Annotated in this window: 15 protein-coding genes; 1 reads left to right on the forward strand and 14 read right to left on the reverse strand. The window is 71.9% G+C overall.

Features of this window, described 5'->3' with window-relative positions; translation table 11 throughout:
- Positions 1-13: 13 nt before the first annotated feature.
- From V3T34_RS21465 to V3T34_RS21520, 12 genes are all read right to left on the reverse strand, one after another.
- Positions 14-1,093, reverse strand: a complete 1,080-nt coding sequence (locus V3T34_RS21465; RefSeq protein WP_305078352.1) for an ABC transporter ATP-binding protein — start codon at positions 1,091-1,093, stop codon at positions 14-16.
- A gap of 10 nt (positions 1,094-1,103) precedes the next feature.
- On the reverse strand, positions 1,104-2,153 hold the full coding sequence (locus V3T34_RS21470) for an ABC transporter substrate-binding protein (RefSeq protein ID WP_305078351.1): 1,050 nt from the start codon (positions 2,151-2,153) through the stop codon (positions 1,104-1,106).
- A 241-nt stretch (positions 2,154-2,394) separates the two neighbouring features.
- On the reverse strand, positions 2,395-3,108 hold the full coding sequence (locus V3T34_RS21475) for a TetR/AcrR family transcriptional regulator (RefSeq protein ID WP_305078350.1): 714 nt from the start codon (positions 3,106-3,108) through the stop codon (positions 2,395-2,397).
- Between the two features lie 373 nt (positions 3,109-3,481).
- Complete coding sequence (locus V3T34_RS21480) at positions 3,482-3,847, reverse strand: hypothetical protein (RefSeq protein WP_331369284.1); 366 nt, start codon at positions 3,845-3,847, stop codon at positions 3,482-3,484.
- 21 nt (positions 3,848-3,868) lie between these two features.
- Complete coding sequence (glnT, locus tag V3T34_RS21485) at positions 3,869-5,167, reverse strand: type III glutamate--ammonia ligase (protein WP_060846282.1); 1,299 nt, start codon at positions 5,165-5,167, stop codon at positions 3,869-3,871.
- Positions 5,168-5,256: 89 nt separating this feature from the next.
- Positions 5,257-6,591: an FMN-binding glutamate synthase family protein gene (locus V3T34_RS21490; RefSeq protein ID WP_060846283.1), complete on the reverse strand. Its 1,335-nt coding sequence runs from the start codon at positions 6,589-6,591 to the stop codon at positions 5,257-5,259.
- Positions 6,591-7,280, reverse strand: a complete 690-nt coding sequence (locus V3T34_RS21495) for a GltB/FmdC/FwdC-like GXGXG domain-containing protein (RefSeq protein WP_060846284.1) — start codon at positions 7,278-7,280, stop codon at positions 6,591-6,593. The genes V3T34_RS21490 and V3T34_RS21495 overlap by 1 nt, the downstream gene beginning before the upstream one ends.
- Complete coding sequence (locus V3T34_RS21500; protein ID WP_305078349.1) at positions 7,280-8,173, reverse strand: class II glutamine amidotransferase; 894 nt, start codon at positions 8,171-8,173, stop codon at positions 7,280-7,282. Before V3T34_RS21500 ends, V3T34_RS21495 begins: the two co-directional genes overlap by 1 nt.
- Positions 8,174-8,810: 637 nt before the next feature.
- Positions 8,811-9,416: a sarcosine oxidase subunit gamma gene (locus V3T34_RS21505; RefSeq protein WP_305078348.1), complete on the reverse strand. Its 606-nt coding sequence runs from the start codon at positions 9,414-9,416 to the stop codon at positions 8,811-8,813.
- Entirely contained in the window at positions 9,409-12,447 is a 3,039-nt protein-coding gene (locus V3T34_RS21510; protein ID WP_305078347.1) for a sarcosine oxidase subunit alpha family protein, read from the reverse strand. The genes V3T34_RS21505 and V3T34_RS21510 overlap by 8 nt, the downstream gene beginning before the upstream one ends.
- Entirely contained in the window at positions 12,444-12,731 is a 288-nt protein-coding gene (locus tag V3T34_RS21515; protein ID WP_305078346.1) for a sarcosine oxidase subunit delta, read from the reverse strand. The genes V3T34_RS21510 and V3T34_RS21515 overlap by 4 nt, the downstream gene beginning before the upstream one ends.
- 12 nt (positions 12,732-12,743) lie before the next feature.
- Entirely contained in the window at positions 12,744-13,994 is a 1,251-nt protein-coding gene (locus tag V3T34_RS21520; RefSeq protein ID WP_305078345.1) for a sarcosine oxidase subunit beta family protein, read from the reverse strand.
- Positions 13,995-14,215: 221 nt separating this feature from the next.
- Between V3T34_RS21520 and V3T34_RS21525 the strand changes: the two genes are divergently transcribed.
- Positions 14,216-15,139 carry a GlxA family transcriptional regulator gene (locus V3T34_RS21525; protein WP_305078380.1) on the forward strand — a complete coding sequence of 308 codons (924 nt, stop codon included), beginning with the start codon at positions 14,216-14,218 and terminating at the stop codon, positions 15,137-15,139.
- On the opposite strand, the gene V3T34_RS21530 is transcribed toward V3T34_RS21525, so the two are convergent.
- Both V3T34_RS21530 and V3T34_RS21535 read right to left on the reverse strand, forming a co-directional pair.
- Positions 15,136-15,741 (reverse strand): helix-turn-helix domain-containing protein, encoded by a 606-nt coding sequence (locus tag V3T34_RS21530; RefSeq protein WP_305078344.1) that lies wholly within the window; start codon positions 15,739-15,741, stop codon positions 15,136-15,138. The two genes, V3T34_RS21525 and V3T34_RS21530, sit on opposite strands and share 4 nt — an antisense overlap.
- Before the next feature lie 412 nt (positions 15,742-16,153).
- A complete protein-coding gene (locus tag V3T34_RS21535; protein WP_305078343.1) occupies positions 16,154-17,206 on the reverse strand; it encodes a TIGR01620 family protein in 1,053 nt (350 codons plus the stop codon).
- Positions 17,207-17,212: the final 6 nt, after the last annotated feature.

A 17,212-nucleotide genomic window follows, 5' to 3' on the forward strand; every position in this document is an offset into this window, starting at 1 on the left:
GCATCCTCTCGTCTCACGCGGCGGCTGCGAACAGCAGGGTATCGTCCGGCCGCCACGACAGCCGCACCGGAGTACCCGGCGCCACCGGCCCGGCATGGGAGCGCGTCGCCTCCTCGACGCAGAGCATGGCGCCGCCGACCGCGACCTCGTAGTGCAGCACGTCGCCCGCGAAGGTGGTGCGTGCCACGGTCCCGGCGACGGTGTTGAGGGGCGCGTCGGACGTCTCGGCCGGGGCCGAGGCCGGGGACAGGGCGATGCGGTGGGGCCGGATCATCACCTCGACCGGTCCCTCGGCCGGCCCCGCCCCGGTGATGCGCGCCTCGCCGAGGCTGACGGTGCCGCCGGCGGCGCGGGCCCGGAACTGGTTGATGCGGCCGACGAAGCGGGCGACGAAGGGGGTCGCGGGACGCTCGTAGAGGTCGAGGGGGGTGCCGAGCTGCTCGAGCCGCCCGCCATTCATCACCGCCACCTTGTCGCACATCGTCAGCGCCTCGACCTGGTCGTGGGTGACGAAGATCGCCGTGATGCCGAGGCGCTGCTGGATCTCGCGGATCTCGACCCGCATCTCGTCGCGCAGCTTGGCGTCGAGGTTGGACAGGGGCTCGTCGAGGAGCAGGATCTGCGGCCGGATCACCAGGGCGCGGGCGAGCGCCACCCGCTGCTGCTGCCCGCCGGAGAGCTGGGCCGGGCGATGCTCCTCCTTGCCGGTGAGGCGCACGAGGGCGATCGCCTCGCGCACCCGCGCGTCGCGCTCGGCCCGGCCGATGCCGCGCATCTCCAGCCCGAAGGCGACGTTGCGGGCGACCGAGAGGTGCGGGAACAGGGCGTAGGACTGGAACACCAGGCCCATGTCGCGCCGGTGGGTCGGCACGCCGGTGAGGTCGCGCCCGCCGACGACGATCCGTCCGCCGCTCGCCGGCACCAGCCCCGCCACCATCCTGAGCGACGTGGTCTTGCCGCAGCCCGAGGGGCCGAGGAAGGCGAGGAGTTCGCCGCGGGCCACGTCGAGATCGAGGCCGTCGACGGCGGTGAAGCCGCCGTAGCGCTTCGTCAGGCCGCGGATCGCGAGGTGGCCGGGCGCGTCTGTGGTCATCGGCGCCTCCCTAGCGGCTCAGCGGGATGACGCGGCGGCGCCACTGTTCCAGGATCGCGTCGCGCCGCCCGGCCATGGCGATCCAGTCGAGGGGGATCATCCGGTCGGCGTGCTTGAGCGCCGTGCGGTCGATCGCCTCGGGCGAGACCGCCGCCCGCGCCTTGGCGTTCGAGGGGACGTAGAACATCGCCTCGGTGAAGGCCTTCTGGGCTTCGGCGCTCAGCGCGTAGTCGATGAACTTCTTGGCGGCGGCGGCATTCGGGCTGTTGGCCGTCAGGTTGATGGTGTTGGCCTGGAAGACGCTGCCCTCCTTGGGCAGCACGGCCGCGAGCTTGCCGCCGGAGATGTCGTGGTTGAGCTGCGCCCGGGCGTTCCAGCCGGCCCCGATCGCGGCCTGCCCCGAGACGATCGGCGCGTAGACCTCCGGCCGCGGGTCCCAGGTCTGGACGTTCGGGGCGATGGTGCCCAGAGCCGCGATGCCCTTGTCGACAGTCTTCAGCGGATCTTGCCCGCCCTCCGCCTTGTCGAGGATCACCGTCAGCGCCAGCCCGACGATGTCGGGCATCGCCGGAATCGCGACCCGTCCGGCATAGGCCTTGTCGCGCAGGGCGTACCAGGAATCCGGGCGTTCCTTGACGAGGTCGGTGTTGGTGAGGAGCACGAGGTTGTCGAAGGTGACGCCGACCCCGGCGAGCTCCGGGCGGCGTGCCTCGGGCACCAAGTCCTTCATGTTCGGGATCTCGGCCTCGTCGAGCTTGGCGAGCAGGCCCTCGTCGGTGCCGGCCTTCGAGACCGCCAGGTCCATGATCACGACGTCGATCTGAGGCGCGGCCTTCTGGGCGCGCAGCGTGCCGAGCATCTGGGCGGAGCTCGGAAGGCCGAAATAGCTGACCTTGATGCCGGGATTGGCCTTCTCGAACGGCGCGATCACCGCCTTGGTGTAGCGCTCCTGGAACAGCACCGGGAACGACATCAGGTTGACGGTCTCGGCGGCGGCGGGCCGGGCGAGCAGCCCGAGCAGAAGGGCGGCGCCGGACAGGATCCGGGTAACAGGGCTCATCGAACACCTCGCGGAAACGGGGTTGTCGGGACGCGCACTTCTCGGGATTTGATGTTTTTGTAAAAAACGCCACGCTCTGGTTTTCGCTGCTCGCGAAAATCCGGCTGGGACTACTGTCGAAATCACCCCAGGGAGGGGATCCCGCGTCGCTTTCCTCGGGAGAGCTGCCCAGCCGTTCGGGGCCGCGCCCCTCTCGCTCGTAGGCTCACCCAAAGAAAGGTAACAGTAACGGTCCCGTTACTCAAGTGGGCATCGCATCCGAAGGTGCGGGTTTGTCCGCCACCGGTGCGAGAAAGGCGTGCACCACGCTGAGGATGTGAGCGAGACGATCGGCGCCGATCGCGGGGTTCGCGGCCGCCGGACCGAAGGTCGCCGCGATGGTGTACTTGTTGGCGACCGAGAACCAGCACATCGCCGCGATCGAGATCCACAGTTGCACCGGGTCGATGCCGGGGCGGAACTCGCCGCTTGCCTCGCCGCGCCGCACGATGTCCCGTATCAACTCGACCAGCGACGACCGCAGGCGCGGCAGGTGCTCGGAGGCGGCGATGTGCTCGGCCTTGTAGAGGTTCTCGGTCGCGACGAGCGAGATGAAGTCCTCATGCTCGAGGTAGTACGTCCAGGTGAACCGGATCAGCCGGTCGACGGCGTCCCGGGGCGCCAGCAGGTCCAGGCCGAGACCCTGCTCGGCCTGGCGCATCGCCGCGTAGGCGGTCTCGAGCACCGTCCGGAACAGCTCGTCCTTGCCGCCGAAATGGTGGTAGACGAGGCGCTTGTTGGTGTTGGCAGCCTCGGCGATGTGCTCGATCTTGGCGCCGGCGAACCCTTCGCGCACGAAGACCGCGTGGGCGGCATCGAGGATGCGCTGGCGCGTGCGCATCGAGCGCTCGGCCTGGCTGCCGGGCCGGTGAGCCGGCTCGGGACGGTCCTTGGAGGCGCGGTCTGTCGTCGTCATCCCGTCCATCCGCGGCGAGTGATCGCCCGCCGGCGCGGGACCGCCCCCGTCCTAGCCGGGGGATGGGAGACGAACAACTGCCAAGGCGTGGACCGAATCTAGGCCATGCCGAGGACGATGGCCAGCGAGCGGGTCACCGCCAGCAGGCGCTCGTCTTCGAGACGGCCGAAGGACGATCCGATCGTCTCCCGCTTCGCCGACATGGGTGAATGGGGCGCAAGCCCGCCGCCCGCAGAGCATCGCGGCGCTTGCGAACCCTCCGACCGGCGAGCACCGGCATGCACGCCTCCGTCGATCCGTTGCATGGAGCGGATAAACGGTGAATCGACGAGGCAACGAGCGGACGGCGCCCTACCGCGAAAGCCGCCCCTCGTCATCGATCAGCGTCAGGCGTGCGGGTATCGCCCCAACGCCGCAGGACGAGGTTCGGGTCCTGGTCGCCCGCCCCGGGTGCGAAGCTGCGAACCGGGAGGCCGTGGAAGCCCTCGCCCATGAGTCGCCGCGCGAGGCCTTGCGTCGGCGCCTCGCCCAGCGCCCGCATCCGGTCGCGCCGGGCCGGGTCCGCGAGGCCGTCGCGGTCCTTGCCGACCGTTCTCAGCGCGGCCTCGTCCCGGCCGTCGAAGACGGGATCGATCTCGGCTTCATGGGAAACCAGCGTGGTCGGCTGCAGACTGCCGATGTGCAATCTCTGTGCGCTGCCGCTGCGGCTGACGCGAGATGGCGCCGGATCGTGCGGCATCCGAGAGGCGGCGCCCCGGACTCAGCAATCCAGCGTCGTATCCCGTTCCCACTGGGTCAGGTGGCGGCAATAGGCGCTCCACTCCTCGTGCTTGAGCTTCAGGTAGCTCGGCACGAAGTCCCCCAGGGCCTCGCTCAGGACGGCGTTGCCCTCCAGCGCCCGCATCGCGTCGAGGAGGTTGAGCGGAAGGCGCTTCACGCCCTCCACCGTGTGGCCGTGAGTGTACATGTTGAGGTCGAGCCGCGGGCCGGGGTCGCGGCGGTGGCGCATCCCGTCGAGGCCGGCGGCGAGGATCGCGGCCTGGAGCAAGTAGGGGTTCACCGCCCCGTCGGCGAGGCGGAACTCGAAGCGGCCGCTGCCGGGAATGCGGATCATGTGGGTGCGGTTGTCGCCCGCATAGGTCACGGTGTTGGGCGCCCATGTCGCCCCGGAGGCGGTGCGCGGGGCGTTGAGGCGCTTGTAGGAATTCACGCACGGGTTGGTGATGGCGGCCAGGGCCTCGGCCGAGTGGATCAGCCCGCCGATGAAGTGGTAGCCGGCCTGCGACAGCCCGACGGCGTCGCTGCGGTCGCAAAAGGCGTTCTCGCCCCCGCGCCACAGCGAGACGTGGGCGTGGCAGCCCGTGCCGGTCAGGTCGGCGAAGGGCTTTGGCATGAACGTCGCCCGCAGGCCGTGCTTCTCGGCGATCGAGCGGGCCATGTACTTGAAGAAGGTGTGGCGGTCGGCGGTGACGAGGGCGTCGTCGTACTCCCAGTTCATCTCGAACTGGCCGTTCGCGTCCTCGTGGTCGGTCTGGTACGGCTTCCAGCCCAGCGCCAGCATCGCGTCGGAGATCTCGCTGACGACGTCGTAGCGCCGCATCAGGGCGGACTGGTCGTAGCACGGCTTCATCTGCCGGTCGGCGGTGTCGGCCGGGGCCGCGCCGTCGGGCGTGATGAGGAAGAACTCGCACTCGACGCCGGTCTTCATCTGCAGGCCGTCGCGGGCGGCCTCGGCGATCAGGCGCTTGAGGAGGTTGCGCGGCCCCTGCGCGACGGGGCGGCTCGCCATCGCGAGATCGGCCGGCAGCCAGCCGACCTCGGGCTTCCAGGGCAGCTGGATCAAGCCGTCGGGATCCGGCACCGCGACGAGGTCGGGATCGGCCGGGGTCATGTCGAGCCAGGTAGCGAAGCCGGCAAAGCCCGCGCCGTCGCGACAGGCCGACCCGATCGCCGCCGCCGGCACCAGCTTGGCGCGCTGGGTGCCGAACAGGTCGGTGAAGGAGACGAGGAAGTACTTGATGCCGCGCTCCCTGGCGGCGGTCTCGAGGTCGAGCGACATCGCGAAAAACCCTCTGGTGGGCGAGGACGGCCGGATGCGGGAGCCGCGCCCGTCCGGGGCGCGGCTCGGAGGGGCGTGAACGGGCGGCTTCAGAGAAGTCCCTTGCCGGGGATCCAGCCGGTCCCGGCGAGCGGCACCTGCGCCATCGCGGCGGCCTCGATCGTCAGGGCGACGAGGTCCTCGGGTTCGAGGTTGTGCAGGTGGCTCTTGCCGCAGGCCCTGGCGATGGTCTGGGCTTCCAGCGTCATCACCGCGAGGTAGTTGGCGAGCCGCCGCCCGGCCAGTTCGGGGTCGAGGCGGGCGGACAGTACCGGGTCCTGCGTGGTGATGCCCGCGGGGTCCCTGCCCTCGTGCCAGTCGTCGTAGGCGCCGGCGGTCGTGCCCAGGGCCTCGTACTCGGCCTGCCAGCGCGGATCGTTGTCGCCCAGCGCGATCAGCGCCGCGGTGCCGATGGCGACCGCGTCGGCCCCGAGCGCCAGCACCTTGGCGACGTCGGCGCCCGAGCGGATGCCGCCGGAGACGACGAGCTGCACCTTGCGGTGGAGACCGAGATCCTGCAGCGCCTGCACCGCCGGGCGGATTGCGGCCAGCGTCGGGATGCCGACATGCTCGATGAACACGTCCTGCGTCGCCGCGGTGCCGCCCTGCATGCCGTCGAGCACCACCACGTCGGCGCCGGACTTCGCCGCGAGCGCGGTGTCGTAGTAGGGTCGCGAGGCACCGACCTTGACGTAGATCGGCTTCTCCCAGTCGGTGATCTCGCGCAATTCCTCGATCTTGATCGCGAGGTCGTCGGGTCCGGTCCAGTCCGGGTGGCGGCAGGCCGAGCGCTGGTCGATGCCCGGAGGCAGGCAGCGCATGCCGGCGACGCGCTCGGTGATCTTCTGGCCGAGCAGCATGCCGCCGCCGCCGGGCTTGGCGCCCTGGCCGACCACGACCTCGATCGCGTCGGCCCGGCGCAGGTCGTCCGGGTTCATGCCGTAGCGGGACGGCAGGTACTGGTAGACCAGGGTCCGTGAGTGCCGCCTCTCCTCCGGCGTCATCCCGCCGTCGCCGGTGGTGGTCGAGGTGCCGGCCAGCGTCGCGCCGCGGCCCAGGGCTTCCTTGGCGTTCGCCGAGAGCGAGCCGAAGCTCATGCCCGCGATCGTCACCGGGGTCTTCAAGCGGATCGGCTTCGAGGCGAAGCGGGCGCCCAGCACCACCTCGGTGCCGCAGCGCTCGCGGTAGCCCTCGAGGGGATAGCGGCTGATCGAGGCGCCGAGGAACAGCAGGTCGTCGAGATGCGGCAGGGCGCGCTTCGCCCCGGCGCCGCGGATGTCGTAGATGCCGGTCGCCGCGGCACGGCGGATCTCGGCCATGACGTCCGGGGTGAAGGTCGCCGACAGGCGCGGGGCCGTGCGCGGGGCGGGCGGATGCTCGGCCATCAATAGGCTCCGGCGTTGTCGACGTGGAAGTGGTAGAGGGAGCGGGCCGACCCGTAGCGGCGGAACTCGCCCGGATCGACCTCACCCGCGAGCCCCGCCGCCTCGAGCTTGGCGAAGACCTGCGCGCGATGCTCGTCGCGCATCGCCTTCTCGACGCAATCGGCGCCCAGGCTCGCGACCGCGCCGCGCACGTAGAGCCTCGCCTCGTAGAGCGAGTCGCCCAGCGCCTCGCCGGCATCGCCCAGGACGGTGAGGGTGCCGGCCTGGGCCATGAAGGCCGACATGTGGCCGATCGAGCCCTTCACGAGGATATCGACGCCCTTCATCGAGATGCCGCAGCGCGCGCCGGCATTGCCGTCGATGAGGAGCATCCCGCCATGGGCGGTCGCGCCCGCCGCCTGGCTGGCGTCGCCGCGCACGTGGACGAAGCCCGAGATCATGTTCTCGGCCACGCCGACGCCGGCATTGCCGTTGACGACGACGCTCGCCCGCTTGTTCATGCCGGCGCAGTAATAGCCGACATGACCGTCGATCTCGACGCTCACGGCCGCGTCGAGCCCGACCGCGACGGCGTGGCGCCCGTCCGGGTTCCCGATCAGCCAGCGCGTCTCGTTGGTGTCGGGCCGCAGGGCGTGCAGGGCCCGGTTCAGCTCGCGCAGGGGGGCGGTCCGCAGGTCGAAGCTCGGCATCAGTGGCGCTCCCAGACGTAGACCCGGGCCGGCTCCGGCTCGAACACGGTGGCACCCGCGATGCCCGGCAGGCCGACCAGCGCCCGGTACTCGGACCCGAAGGCGACGTAGTCGTCGGTCTCGGCCATCACGGCGGGTTTGCAGGCGATCGGGTCGCGCAGGACGGCGAAGCCCGTCTCGGTGCCGACCACGAAGGTGAAGAAGCCGTCGAGGTCGTCGAGGCTCGCTTCGAGGGCCTGACGCAGCGAGGCGCCCTCGCGCATGCGCCAGGTCAGGTAGCCGGCCGCGACCTCGGTGTCGTTCTGTGTCGAGAAGGACAGGCCGGCGCGGCCGAGGCGCCGGCGCAGGTCGTTGTGGTTCGACAGCGAGCCGTTATGGACCAGGCACTCGTCCGTGCCGGTGGAGAACGGGTGGGCGCCGTCGGTGGTCACCGCGCTCTCGGTCGCCATGCGGGTATGGCCGATGCCGTGGCTGCCCGCCATCCCGGCGAGATCGAAGCGCGCAGCGACCGCCGCCGGCAGGCCGACCTCCTTGTAGATCTCCATCCGCCGCCCGGCCGACACGACGTCGAGCCCGGGGGCGCTGGCACGCAGCCAGGTCCGGATCTCGCCCTCGGCCTCGGCGGGCATCGACAGGACGGCGTGGGTGTCGCGCATCTCGATCGGGAAGGACCGACCGGTCGCCGCCGCGAGCGCCGCGATGCCGGCCCTCAGGGCCGCCTCGCTCGGTCCCCGCAAGGTCAATTTCAGGTCTTCCGCTGCGGAACCGTAGACGGCGAAGCCCGCACTGTCGGGACCGCGATCCGTCATCGTCCCGAGCATCGATGCGAGGAGCGCGCCGAGCTGTGGCTCGAGCTGCGGATTCTTGAGAAACAGGCCGACGATCCCGCACATCCGGAGATTTTCCCGCGCCGTTTGGTGTGAATACGGTTCGCACGGGAAACAGGGCGCGTCAACTAAGGATCACAAAAATTTCTTCTCAGGAAAAAGACGGTCGTGAGATCCCATGCAACAGCGGTGCCGGCCCGGGGGTGCGGACGGATGCCGGCAGAGGAACGAACCCGGCAGGCGGCGCACTGCGATCACGGAAAGCTCGAATTCCCCCGTCGCGGACCGGGGCTGACGGCATCAGGACGAGGCGCGGTGTCCCCCCTCCCCCGCGGGTGGCGAAAGGCCCGAGCTCCGAAGAGGCTCACGGGAGCCCGATCTCCGAAGAGGCTCATGGGAGCCCGATGGGCGAGGGTCAGGTGCCGGAGGACCCCCACGCGTCGAGCCCCCCTCGCTCTCGCTCGCGCTGCGCCTCCGCCAGCGACAGGGTCGCCGGACCCCTCTTCCCGCCCGTGGCGGAGAGGGGAAAACAGCGTTTTGCCTTCTCCGGACTGCACTGCACGGTGGGAGATTGGGAAGAGCCGCGCTCTTTAACCGTTCTGACGGCTTCCGCGGGAGCGTACGGGAGAAAGGATCGCACGGATTCCGGTTGCCGGGGCGGTCGCATGACGACGTCGGCAGCCCCTATCGCTCGAGACGCCGCTCACCGCACCGCGACGACGTAGCCGAACTCCGCCGCCGCCTCATCGAGCCACCTCCAGACGCTCCCGGCGAAGCTGCGCGGCACGGCGAGATCGTAGGTCGGCGCCGCGTCGAGCTGCCAGAGCTGGGCACCGACATGGGCGATCACCGTGACGGCGGCGTCGCCCGGCCCGAAGGCGCGGGGATGCAGGTCCACCGCGACGCCCTTGCGCAGGGCGTCGCCGGCGCGGGGACCGGTGAGGCGCAGGACGGCACGGGAATCGCTCTGCTCGGTCACGGCGGCGAGCCCATGCAACTCCTCGGCGAGGCCGGACAAGACGCCGGGTTCCTCGGCGACGGCGAGCCACTGGCCGGGCGCCGACCAGACGAGGCCGCGCTCGCCCGTGAAGCGGGCTTTGCCGGGCCCGGGGAGCCCGCCGAACGCCCGGAGGCGATCGGCCAAGACCGCTTCGCACCCGTCCGCGGCGACGATCGTCGCGAGCCCGAGCCCATCGCGCAGTGCGACGTGCATGCCCGGTGCGCCCGTCGCCGCGCCGTGCCGGCCCGGCTGCGCGAGGCCCACCCAGGGGCTGCGGGATTGCCAGAGGGCGCGCGCCGCCTCAGCCATGGTGTCTCTCCCCGTCCGGATCGATGAAGGTGGGCGCGCAGATCTCCACCACGACGTCGCCGCCGCGCACCGGATCGTAGGCACGCACACGCTCGCCGTATCGCTCGGGCCCGCGCCGGATCAGCCCGAGGCCGATCCAGTGGCCGAGGCTCGGCGAGTAGGCGACGGACGTCATCACACCCTCGTCGGCCCCCAGGCTCGGGGCGGCGCCGAGCGCCAGGAAGTGCGCGCCCGCGCGCAGGCGCTCGCCCACCGCGACCGGGCGGAAGCCGGCGAGCGCCGGCCGGTCGGGGTCGGTCAGGCCCGGCCGGTCGGTCATCCGGCGGCCGACGAAGTCCTTGTCCCCCGCGACCATGCCGGCGAGGCCGAGGTCGCGGGCGGTGGTCCGACCGTCGATCTCGGGCCCGGCGGCGTAGCCCTTCTCGATCCGCATCACCCCGAGCGCCTCCGAGCCGTAGGGCGCGATGCCGAACGGCTCGCCCGCCGCCATCAGCGCCCGCCAGGCCGCATCGCCGTAGGAGGCGGGCACCGCGATCTCGTAGGCGAGCTCGCCGGAAAACGAGAGCCGGAACAGCCGCGCCGGAAGGCCACCCCCGACCGTCACCGCGCCGCATGCGAGGAACGGGAAGGCGTCGTTCGACAGGTCGAACCCGTCATCGACCACCGCCCTCAGGGTGTCGCGAGCGCGGGGACCGGCCAGCGCGAACTGTGCCCATTGCTCGCTCACCGAGGCGAGCTGCACGTCGAGGTCCGGCCACAACCATTGCCGGCCATATTCGAGGTGCTCCATCACCTTGGCGGCGTGCGCGGTCGAGGCGGTCATCACGAAATGCCGCTCGCCCATGCGGGCGATCGAACAATCGTCCTTCAGGAAGCCGTCCTCGCGTAACATGAAGGCGAAGGCGGTGCGGCCGACCGCCAGACCCGCGAGTGAATTGGCGCAGACCCGCTCCAGGAAGGCGAGGGCGTCCGCGCCCTGGATATCGATCTTGCCGAGGGTCGTGACGTCGCACAGCCCGACCCGGGCCCGCACGGTCTCGACCTCGCGGATCACGGTCTGGAGCCAGTCGGTCTCCCCTGCCCTCGGGTAGTAGGCCGGGCGCAGCCACAACCCGGTCTCCACGAAGACGGCACCGTGTTCCTCGGCCCAGGCATGCGAGGCGACGCAGCGGGTCGGGCGAAACGCGCGGCCGCGATGCGTCCCCGCGAAGGCGCCGATCGCCACCGGGGTGAAGGGCGGTCGGCACACCGTGGTGCCGACCGCCGGAACCGGCTGCCCGGTCAGCTCGGCCATGAGGCCGAGGCCCGCGAGGTTCGCGGTCTTGCCTTGGTCGGTCGCCATGCCGAGGGTCGTGTAGCGCTTCAGGAGCTCGACCGCCCGGAAGCCCTCCCGGTGGGCCAGCGCGACGTCGTCGGCGGTGACGTCGTTCTGGAAATCGACGAAGGCCTTGCCGGACGCGCGCCGGCCGGGCGGATGCGCCACCCGCCACACAGGCGTATGGGCGGCGCTCTCCGGGTCGGTCGCGGGCGCGGGGACGGATTCGGTGGCAAAGCCGCACTCCGTCGCCGCGGCGGCACCGGCCGCACTTCCCGTCTCCAGGCACTCGGCGAGGGTCAGGCGGCCCGCGGCGGCACCCGCGGTGATCATGCCGCCGGGGGCCGGGCTCGGCACGAAGGCCTGAATCGCTTCGGACCAGGCCGGCCGGCGCGACAGGTGCGAATCGAGATGGATCGCGGGGTTCCAGCCGTTGGCCATCGCGAGGCCGTCGCACGCGATGGTGGCGCCCACGCCGCGCCCATCGACGACCTCGATCGCGGCGAGCCCGAGGCGGCCACGGGTACCGATGACGGCGCCGCCGAGAATCACCCGGGCGCCCGCCGCCTCGGCCCGGCGGCGCAAGGCCTCCGGTGCCTGCGGGCGCGTGTCGATCACCGCCGCGACCTCGCCGCCGGCGGCGAGCACGTCCGCCACCGTCCGCCAGCCGTCGTCGCCGGAGGCGAGGATCGCGATCCGGCGGCCCGGCAGCACGCCGTAGCGGTTGAGGTAGGTCCGCACCGCACCGGCCAGCATCACGCCGGGGCGGTCGTTGCCGGGAAAGACGTGCGGGCGCTCGATGGCGCCGGCGGCCAGCACCGCGCGGCGGGCCGTGATCCGCCAAAGGCGCTGGCGCGGGGCGTGGGGCGGCGGCACCGCCAGATGGTCGGCCACCCGCTCAACCGCCCCGTAGGCGCCGTGGTCGTAGACGCCGAACAGGGTGGTCCGGGCGAGGAGACGCACCTCCGGCAGGCTCCGCAGCTCGGCGAGCGTCGCGGCGAGCCACTCGGCGGCGGGACGCCCGGCGATCTCCCGGCGCTCGCCGTTGAGGCGGCCGCCGGGCACGACATCCTCGTCGACCACGAGGACCCGGGCGCCGGCGCGCCCGGCTGCCAGCGCCGCGGAGAGGCCGGCCGGACCGGAGCCGATCACCAGGACGTCGCAATGGGCGTGGGTCCGGTCGTAGCAGTCCGGATCGGCCTGGCCCGCGGCCCGGCCGAGGCCGGCGGCGCGGCGGATCAGCGGCTCGTAGAGCTTCTCCCACAGGCCCGCCGGCCACATGAACGTCTTGTAGTAGAAACCTGCCGAGAGCACCGGGCCGACGAGGCCGTTCACCGCGAGCGCGTCGAGGGCGAGCGACGGCCAGCGGTTCTGGCTCGCGGCTTCGAGGCCGTCGTAGAGCTCCGCCACCGTGGCGCGGGTGTTGGGCTCGCGCCGGGCGCCACCGCGCAGCTCGACCAGGGCGTTCGGCTCCTCGGAGCCCGCCGACAGGATGCCCCGGGGTCGGTGGTACTTGAAGGAGCGGCCGACGAGGCGAACGCCGTTGGCGAGCAGCGCCGAGGCTAGGGTGTCGCCGTGGAAGCCGCCGTAGCGGCGTCCGTCGAAGGTGAAGGCGAGAGGCCGGGTGCGGTCGATGAGGCCGCCGGCGACCCGCTGCGGCTGCGCGGATGCCGGGGCGGCGGGCGCGTCGGCGCGCGCGAGGGCGAGCGCGGTCATGCGGCGTCTCCTTCCTGCCGCGCGCGGGCCACGGCGCGGGCAGGCACGACGGCGGCGATGGCGTGGCTGCTGGTGTCGCGGGTGACGACGAGCCAGGCGCGGCAGCCGGCGGCGTGGAACCACAATTCGTCGATCGGGCCGGCCGGGTTGTCGCGCAGGTAGACGGCGTCGTGCACGGCCTCCGGCGTGTCGGCATCTCTCCCGGAGAGCCGCGGCGCGGCGTCGCCGCGGTAGCTGAACTCGCCGTTGTCGCGCTCGCCGCAATACGGGCATCGGATGCGCATCGGTGCCGGTCCTCAATGCAGGTTCGGTTGCGCGCCCACGCCCTTCTCGTCGATGAGATGGCCGGTGGCGAAGCGGTCGAGGCGGAAGGCGGCGGCGTCCGGATGGGCTTCGTCGCGGGCGATGAGGTGCGCGAAGCAGAAGCCGGCGGCGGGCGTGGCCTTGAAGCCGCCGTAGCACCAGCCGGCATTGAGGTAGAGGCCGTCCACCGGCGTGCGGTCGATGATCGGCGAACCGTCCATCGACATGTCCATGATCCCGCCCCAGTGGCGCAGCAGGCGCAGGCGGCCGAGCCCCGGCCACAGGGCCATGCCGCTCTCCATCACGTCCTCGATCGTCGCGAGGTTGCCGCGTTGGGCGTAAGAATTGTAGCCGTCGATGTCGCCGCCGAAGACGAGGCCGCCCTTGTCCGACTGGCTGATGTAGAAGTGACCGGCCCCGAAGGTCATCACGCCGTCGATCAACGGCTTCACGCCCTCGCTGACGAAGGCCTGGAGCACGTGGCTCTCGATCGGCAGGCGCAGGCCCGCCATGGCGGCGACGAGCGAGGACGACCCCGCCACCGAAAGGGCGACCTTCCTCGCCCGGATCGGCCCGCGGCTCGTCTCGACGCCGACGACGCGCCCGCCCTCGCGCCGGATCCCGGTGACGGCGCAGTTCTGGACGATGTCGACGCCGCGGGCGTCCGCCGCCCGGGCGTAGCCCCAGGCGACCGCGTCGTGGCGCACGGTGCCGCCGCGGCGCTGCAGGAGGCCGCCCTTCACGGGAAAGCGCGCATTGTCGAAATCGATGAACGGGACGATCGCCCGCACGCCCTCGCGGTCGAGGAGCTCGGCATCGACGGCGGCGAGCCGCATGGCGTTGCCGCGCCGCGCATAGGCGTCGCGCTGGCCATCCGAATGGTAGAGGTTCAGCACCCCGCGCTGGCTCACCATCGCGTTGTAGTTGAGGTCCTGCTCCAGCCCCTCCCATAGCTTCATCGACCGCTCGTAGAACGGGATGTTGCCGGGCAGGCCGAAATTCGAGCGCACGATCGTGGTGTTGCGCCCGACATTGCCGGAGCCGACGTGGCTCCTCTCCAGCACGGCGACGTCGGTGATGCCGTGCTCCTTGGCGAGGTAGTAGGCGGCGGCGAGGCCGTGGCCGCCTCCGCCGACGATGACGACGTCGTACGCGTCGCGCGGGCCGGCATCCCGCCAGTGCGGCGTCCAGCCCCGCTGCCCCCGCAGGGCTTGGCCTAGGACGCTGAGGAGCGAGAAGTGCATCGGGGAACCTGTCGGGAGCGCCGGGCGACCGCCCCTCGATAGCCGGCATCCAGGCCGTCCCGGCTTGCATTTCGCGACGCATTTCCGGCAAATCGCGCCGAAATCCTCGTCGTGTCCCTCGGAGGCGGCCCTTGGCGACGATACCGGGAGCGGCGATCGCGGGCGGGACGGAGCGGGTCCGGCGGACGATCGGGTTCGTGCTCGTGCCCGACTTCCCGCTGATGGCCTATGCGGCGGCGGTCGAGCCGCTGCGGGCCGCCAACACCCTGTCGGGCGCCGATCTGTACCGCTGGTGGCACGCCGCACCGGGGGGCGGCCCTGCGCGGGCCTCGAGCGGCATCGCGATTCCGACCGACGTCGCGGTCGGCGCTGCGGCCCCGGGGGCCGACCGGGTCTTCGTTTGCGCCGGCGGCAACCCGGCCGCCTTCGACGATCCCGCCCTCTCGGCCTGGCTGCGCGATCTCGCCCGGAGCGGCGCCGTGATCGGCGGGATCTCGGGCGGTCCCTATTTCCTCGCCCGGGCCGGCCTGCTCGAGGGCCGCCGCTGCACCGTGCACTGGGAGCACGTGCCGGCCTTTGAGGAGCAGTTTCCCGAGGCGGACGTGGTCCGCTCGCTGTTCGAGATCGCGGGCAACCGCGTCACCTGCTCGGGGGGAACCGCCGCCCTCGATCTGATGCTCCACCTGATCGGACGCGACCACGGCCCGGGCCTCGCAACCGGCGTGAGCGACTGGTTCCTGCACAACCGGATCCGGGAGGGCCTGAGCCCGCAGCGGATGGACCTGCGCCAGCGCCTCGGCGTACGCGATCCCCGCTTGCTGCGGGTACTCGCCGCCATGGAGGCCAACCTGGAGGCCCCCCTGGCCCGGACGACGCTCGCCGCGCTCGCGGGCGTCTCGGTGCGTCAGCTCGAGCGCCTGTTCGCCGACGGGCTCGGGCACGGGTTGCACCGGCACTATCTCGGCGTGCGCCTCGACCGGGCGCGCCAGTTGCGCCGCGAGACGGCGCTGACAGCGGCGCAGATCGCCGCGGCGACGGGCTTTGCCGGGGCGGACGAGCTGTCCCGGGCCGAACGACGGCGGGCGGCTGGAACCGCGGCGCGGCAGCGAACGGCCGAGGCCAGGGACAGGCCCGAAGGTCCTTAAGTCCGCGGATACGCGATGATCGACAAATACGTCATCGGCCGCTCGATCAGCTCACGCGGCCCGTGCAGTGCCTCCGCGTCGAACAGCAGCGCGTCCCCGGGCTTCAGGTGATAGTCCTGGCCGGCATGGTGGTAGCGCACCTCCCCGCTCAACATGAAGATGAACTCGACACCGGCGTGGCGAAAGCCCGTATAGGCCTCGGCGTCCTCTTCCAGCGTGATGAGGTAGGGCTCGAGCACGGTCTCGCCGCGGATGCCGGCGCCGAGAAGCTCGTAGATGTGGCCGACCTTGGTGCCGCGCCGCTCGATCACGACGCCCGTCCCCTTCCGCACGTAAGAGCAGTCGCGGCTCTGCTCGAACGCGGCGAACAGGGTGGTGATCGGTACGTTCAGCGCCCGCGCCAGGGCGTTGATCGTGGCGAGCGACGGGGAGATCTGTCCGTTCTCGATCTTCGAGACCATGCCGTGCGAGATGCCGGCCGCGGCCGCGAGATCGGCGAGCGAGAGGTCGCGCTCCCGGCGCAGCGTCCGGACCTGATGGCCCAGGGCGCGCTCGAGGCTCTTGTCGTCTTCGATGGGCGCGTTCGAACCGGTCTTCAGCATGGCTTGCCCGTGAACTTCGGACGAGGGCGAAGCCGGGGGGCCCGGCTCGCTCGATCGGCGCCGTCATAGCGGATCTGGGCTCCCCGCGCCCCGCCTTCTCGCCCGCACGACCGCGCAGGCGACCACCGATCAGGTGGGCGGTCGCGGTCTCGGCGTCCCCGATTGAACCGCCCCGGGTTTCTCGGAGGCTGTTTGTGTCGGGTCAGGCGGCTGGTGCGCGCAGTGGGCGAGCGGCGAGACCGAGGCGGGCATCGGCTATCCCCCGCTCGCCCTCGTGTTTCAACACGCCCCCGGGCCCGGGACAATACAGCTCCATCTGATGCCAGTGACTGTATCCAGAGCAAAGCACTGATCGCGGAGCGATGCGACGCGCTTCGCGACGTGGGGATTCCCGGGCGCGACCGCCGACCGGCTACCGTGCCGCCTCGCGGTCTTCCCCCTCGCCGCCGCCACGCAGCAGTTCCCCCGCCACGTCGCCCAGCCGCGGCGCCGGCTCGCGGGTGAAGGGCAGCGGTCGGCACACGGCCAAGGCCGCGAGCCCGAACCGTGCCGTCATCAGGCCGTTGAGCACCCCCTCCCCGAGCTTGGCCGAGATCCGCGCCGCGACGCCGAGACCCAGCACCGACTGCACCAGGCTGTCGCCGACCGCGACGCTGCCGGTGACGGCGAGGTGGGCGAGCGCCGCGCGGGCGAGGCGCAGGAAGCCGAACAGGCCGGGCCGGCCGCCGTAGATGGTGGCGATGCGGCGCAGGAGCCGGACGCCTGCGAAGATCACGAAGGCGACATCGACGATCGCCCGCGGGCTCAGTGCCGTGACCGCCGACACTTGCTTGGCCGCATCGGCGACCGCGGCCTTGGCGGCTCGGTCGAGGGATCGCAGCAGTTCCGCCTCGGCGATGCCGAGCCGGTCCTCGACGTCGAGGATCTGATCGTCGAGGGCGGCGAGGCGGGCACGGGCCGCCTCGGCCGCCGGGCGGCCGGCATAGAGGGCCGAGAGACTGCGCACCACCGCCTTGGCGGCGCTGTGGTCGCGCGAGCGCAGGGCGTCGAGGGCGTCGCCCCGCAGCGCCTCGATGCGGCGCTCGCGCAGGACGCCCGCGACCTCGCGCCAGACGATGGCGGCGAGCGCCACCACGGCCACTGCCAGCAGCACCAGCGCGACGATGCCGAGCCAGGGCGCGGCGGAGAACAGGTCGGCGATCAGCCGCTCGACCGCGAGGCCGATGCCCAGCGAGGCCAGCCCCCCGAGGGCCGAGAGGAGCAGGGTCGCCCAGGGTGCGCGAGAGCGCGGCGCCACCGGGACCGGCATGCCGTCGGCGGCCTCGACGATCTCGAACGGCTCCTCCACCACCCGGATCCCGTCGGGAAGCGCCGTCTCGCTGCCGGGCGGCGGCGCGCTGGCGGTCTGCGCGCCGGCGGGGGGAAGGCGGAAGGCCCGGGGCTTTGCGGGAGGCGGCTGGGTCATGGAAGA

Source organism: Methylobacterium ajmalii, from assembly GCF_036448855.1.
Classification (GTDB): Bacteria; Pseudomonadota; Alphaproteobacteria; order Rhizobiales; family Beijerinckiaceae; genus Methylobacterium; species Methylobacterium ajmalii.